Here is a 2,723-nt window from a genome sequence, read left to right as displayed (position 1 = left end):
GCTTCAATTAATTTGTTACCTTATTAATCGCACTGCTTACTTCCACGCTGATGGCTAATCTTTACGTGGGTGAGATTCGCACTCACTGGTTCTTACGCACTTATCTTGGCGCACCATAAAAACTCCTAAAGTAAATAACATGCACTATAGAACCAATATTTTTATAATTAGTTAGTATAAATAATATTATTAATTCAATAGTTAAGTTAACGTTTTTACCAAGGTTCTTTTTATTATTTACATTAAATAAAAATTTATTCAAATTTATTAGTATTTATTATTAAATATTCATAAATATCAGTATTTTTTTGTCTATTGGTTTTCTTATTGAAGCTAATTTGTAAATATGGTTATCTAGTTTTAAACAAAATTTAAAATCAACTCTGCTAATTAATTCTGGATAATTAATCTATTATTTTGAATTTAACTTATAACAACTTAATTTCTTTTTTAATAATCTTAATTTGCTTCTGCAAATCTTTCTTAACATAATAAATATGATTCATATTCGTAGTGTAACACATCTCTTGCCATCCTCCGTTGTTTTGTACAATTTTCCATCCAAGTTCTCCGACGTATTCTTTTGCTTCTTCATTTTTATAAGCTCCAAATAATTGCATGCCTCTTACAATTCGTTCAGCAATTTGCAAACTCGGTTCTGTTTCTGATTCTGCAAGCTGTTCAAATTCAAATATCGAGGGAATCATGTAACCTTGTTTAGCCTTTTTATAAATCTCTCCAAGCGCAAATAGGGCTTTCTTTTCTCCGAGCTTAATACAACTTTTGAGCCAAGATTTTATATAATTCTCTGAAAGACTTTTTTCACAACGTTGGCAAATTTCCCTAATAATCATTGCACATTTTTTTTCAAAGTTGTCCATACGTGTCCTTTTAGTTAATCAAATTTATTCACCAACTAATATCAATGGAACTATTACTATAATTTTCAATATTATATACAGCATTGAAACCTAAATCTATAAAATGTTTAGTAAATAGTTCTATATAATTTTCATTATAAAATAGATTATTCGTTGCTCCGCATTTATTAATTCTAATATTACAATACTTTTTAGAGCTATTTAAAATTAATTTTTTTGTGTATTCTATTACTTCATCACAATCTTTGTAGAAATCTTCTTTTTCTTTTTGAATACTTTTCTCTGCAAATTTTCTGACAAAATCAGCATTAAAATTATCTACAATAGTCATTTTTATTCTCCAATATTAAAAATCCTTTCCACTTATTAATTGTATTTTAAGTTTTTAAGATTTCTTACAAATATTTCAGTAGTATCGTTTTTGATATTAGTACTATTTAAATAAATAATTTCAGCGTTTGGATATAACCTTGATTGTACATAACACCTTAACCATTCTGTGAGATTATTATTAAAATTATTATCATTTATAAATTCATTTCCAAGAGATATATTATCTAAGATTAAAAGTTTACAACCACGACCAGTTAATGATTCAAAAACTGAAGTCGAATAAATTTTTTTAAGTAAACTTATTTCAAAATAACGATCTAATTTAAATTTATGAAATAAGTCATGTCTAATCATATTTGCTGTTTTAGCTAAAAAATCAGAGCATGAAATAGTTATAATATCTATATCTTGATCAAAAATAGCATACAGAGGAAGAATCGAAGACACTAAATAACTATAATTAAATAATAATGATTTATTAATTATTAATTTTGGTGACTTTCCATCTTTTAAATCATCATAAAATTGACTAATTTCTGTCAAATCAAAATTATGTTTATTCTCTGTTAGTGCGTTGACAAAACTTGCAAATGATACGGGTTCAAAATCGTTGACTATTTTTCTTAAAAAATTAATCGGTTCTTCGTATTGGTACGCGGTAAGCAATCGCGCGCCGTGAGGCGCGCAAAGTCATAAGAGTTGAAATGCTCTTTCATTTAAAGGTTAACCACCAGAATGAAACCGAGTTTTGCAGGAGAGGAGGTAACAAATCTCTTGAAGCGTAAACAGGGAGTACTCAGGCCGTAACAACAGTGAACGGAATAACCCCGCTAATACCGGTAGTAAAGTTGTTGACTCAGTTGGTTTCCTGGGGAAAACAGAAACTGAATAAACATTAACGGTGAGTCTATTCAGTAACTTTCGGGGTACCGCCGACAGCATGAATACAAATGACTTTGTGCGAACACGGGAGATCCTTTTGAGCGAGGTGCCTCTCTAAATAAACTTCGAGCCTTACAAAGTAAGAAGTCTATGAAGCTTTAAAGGAAGTCGGACTCATTAATAGTACTTAGAAGACGGGAAAACCGTCTACGTGGGGAAGTGATGAGCAATAAATTAATCTTTCTAAGGAAAACATAAGCTTTACTCTGTGACAGTTAGGAAGCCTTTATACAATGAAAGGAAGCATCTTCTTTGTGGAAACAGGAATAGAAAGAGTAGCATTAAAAGCTCGAAATGAGAAAAATTTACAATTCACATCTCTAGTTCATCATGTAACTGTAAAGGAAGTATTTAGAAATTCAAAACAGATTCCTAAAAGATCCTCTTCAGGAGTTGATGGAATTAGCAGGGATGAGTGCATTGATGAATTTCTAAAGAATCATAAAAGTATCATAAACTCAATTCATAAGATGAGTTATAAAGCTCCTCCAGTACGTCGAGTTTATATACCAAAACCAGGGAAAACTGAGAAAAGACCAATTGGGGTACCAACAATTATGGATAGAG

General features: G+C 29.9%; 3 protein-coding genes and 1 pseudogene. 1 reads left to right on the top strand and 3 read right to left on the bottom strand.

Features of this window, described 5'->3' with window-relative positions; translation table 11 throughout:
- Positions 1-428: 428 nt before the first annotated feature.
- From ACIQ56_RS16465 to ACIQ56_RS16455, 3 genes are read right to left on the bottom strand one after another with little or no spacing between them, the layout of a single operon-like run.
- Positions 429-881, bottom strand: a complete 453-nt coding sequence (locus tag ACIQ56_RS16465) for a hypothetical protein (RefSeq protein ID WP_397602124.1) — start codon at positions 879-881, stop codon at positions 429-431.
- Positions 882-909: 28 nt separating this feature from the next.
- Positions 910-1,212: a hypothetical protein gene (locus ACIQ56_RS16460; protein WP_397602123.1), complete on the bottom strand. Its 303-nt coding sequence runs from the start codon at positions 1,210-1,212 to the stop codon at positions 910-912.
- A 35-nt stretch (positions 1,213-1,247) separates the two neighbouring features.
- A complete protein-coding gene (locus tag ACIQ56_RS16455) occupies positions 1,248-1,880 on the bottom strand; it encodes a hypothetical protein (RefSeq protein ID WP_397602122.1) in 633 nt (210 codons plus the stop codon).
- A 530-nt stretch (positions 1,881-2,410) separates the two neighbouring features.
- Between ACIQ56_RS16455 and ACIQ56_RS16450 the strand changes: the two are divergent.
- Positions 2,411-2,723: pseudogene (locus ACIQ56_RS16450) on the top strand (group II intron reverse transcriptase/maturase); the annotation flags it as partial.

Origin of the sequence: Silvanigrella sp. (genome assembly GCF_044369315.1) — a bacterium.
In the GTDB taxonomy this organism is placed as follows: Bacteria; Bdellovibrionota_B; Oligoflexia; order Silvanigrellales; family Silvanigrellaceae; genus Silvanigrella.
This window is presented reverse-complemented; position numbering and strand designations above follow the sequence as displayed.

Excerpts from the sequence above, each read along its gene's own strand:
- ACIQ56_RS16465 (WP_397602124.1), bottom strand. The coding sequence starts at position 881 with ATGGACAACTTTGAAAAAAAATGTGCAATGATTATTAGGGAAATTTGC.
- ACIQ56_RS16460 (WP_397602123.1), bottom strand. The coding sequence starts at position 1,212 with ATGACTATTGTAGATAATTTTAATGCTGATTTTGTCAGAAAATTTGCA.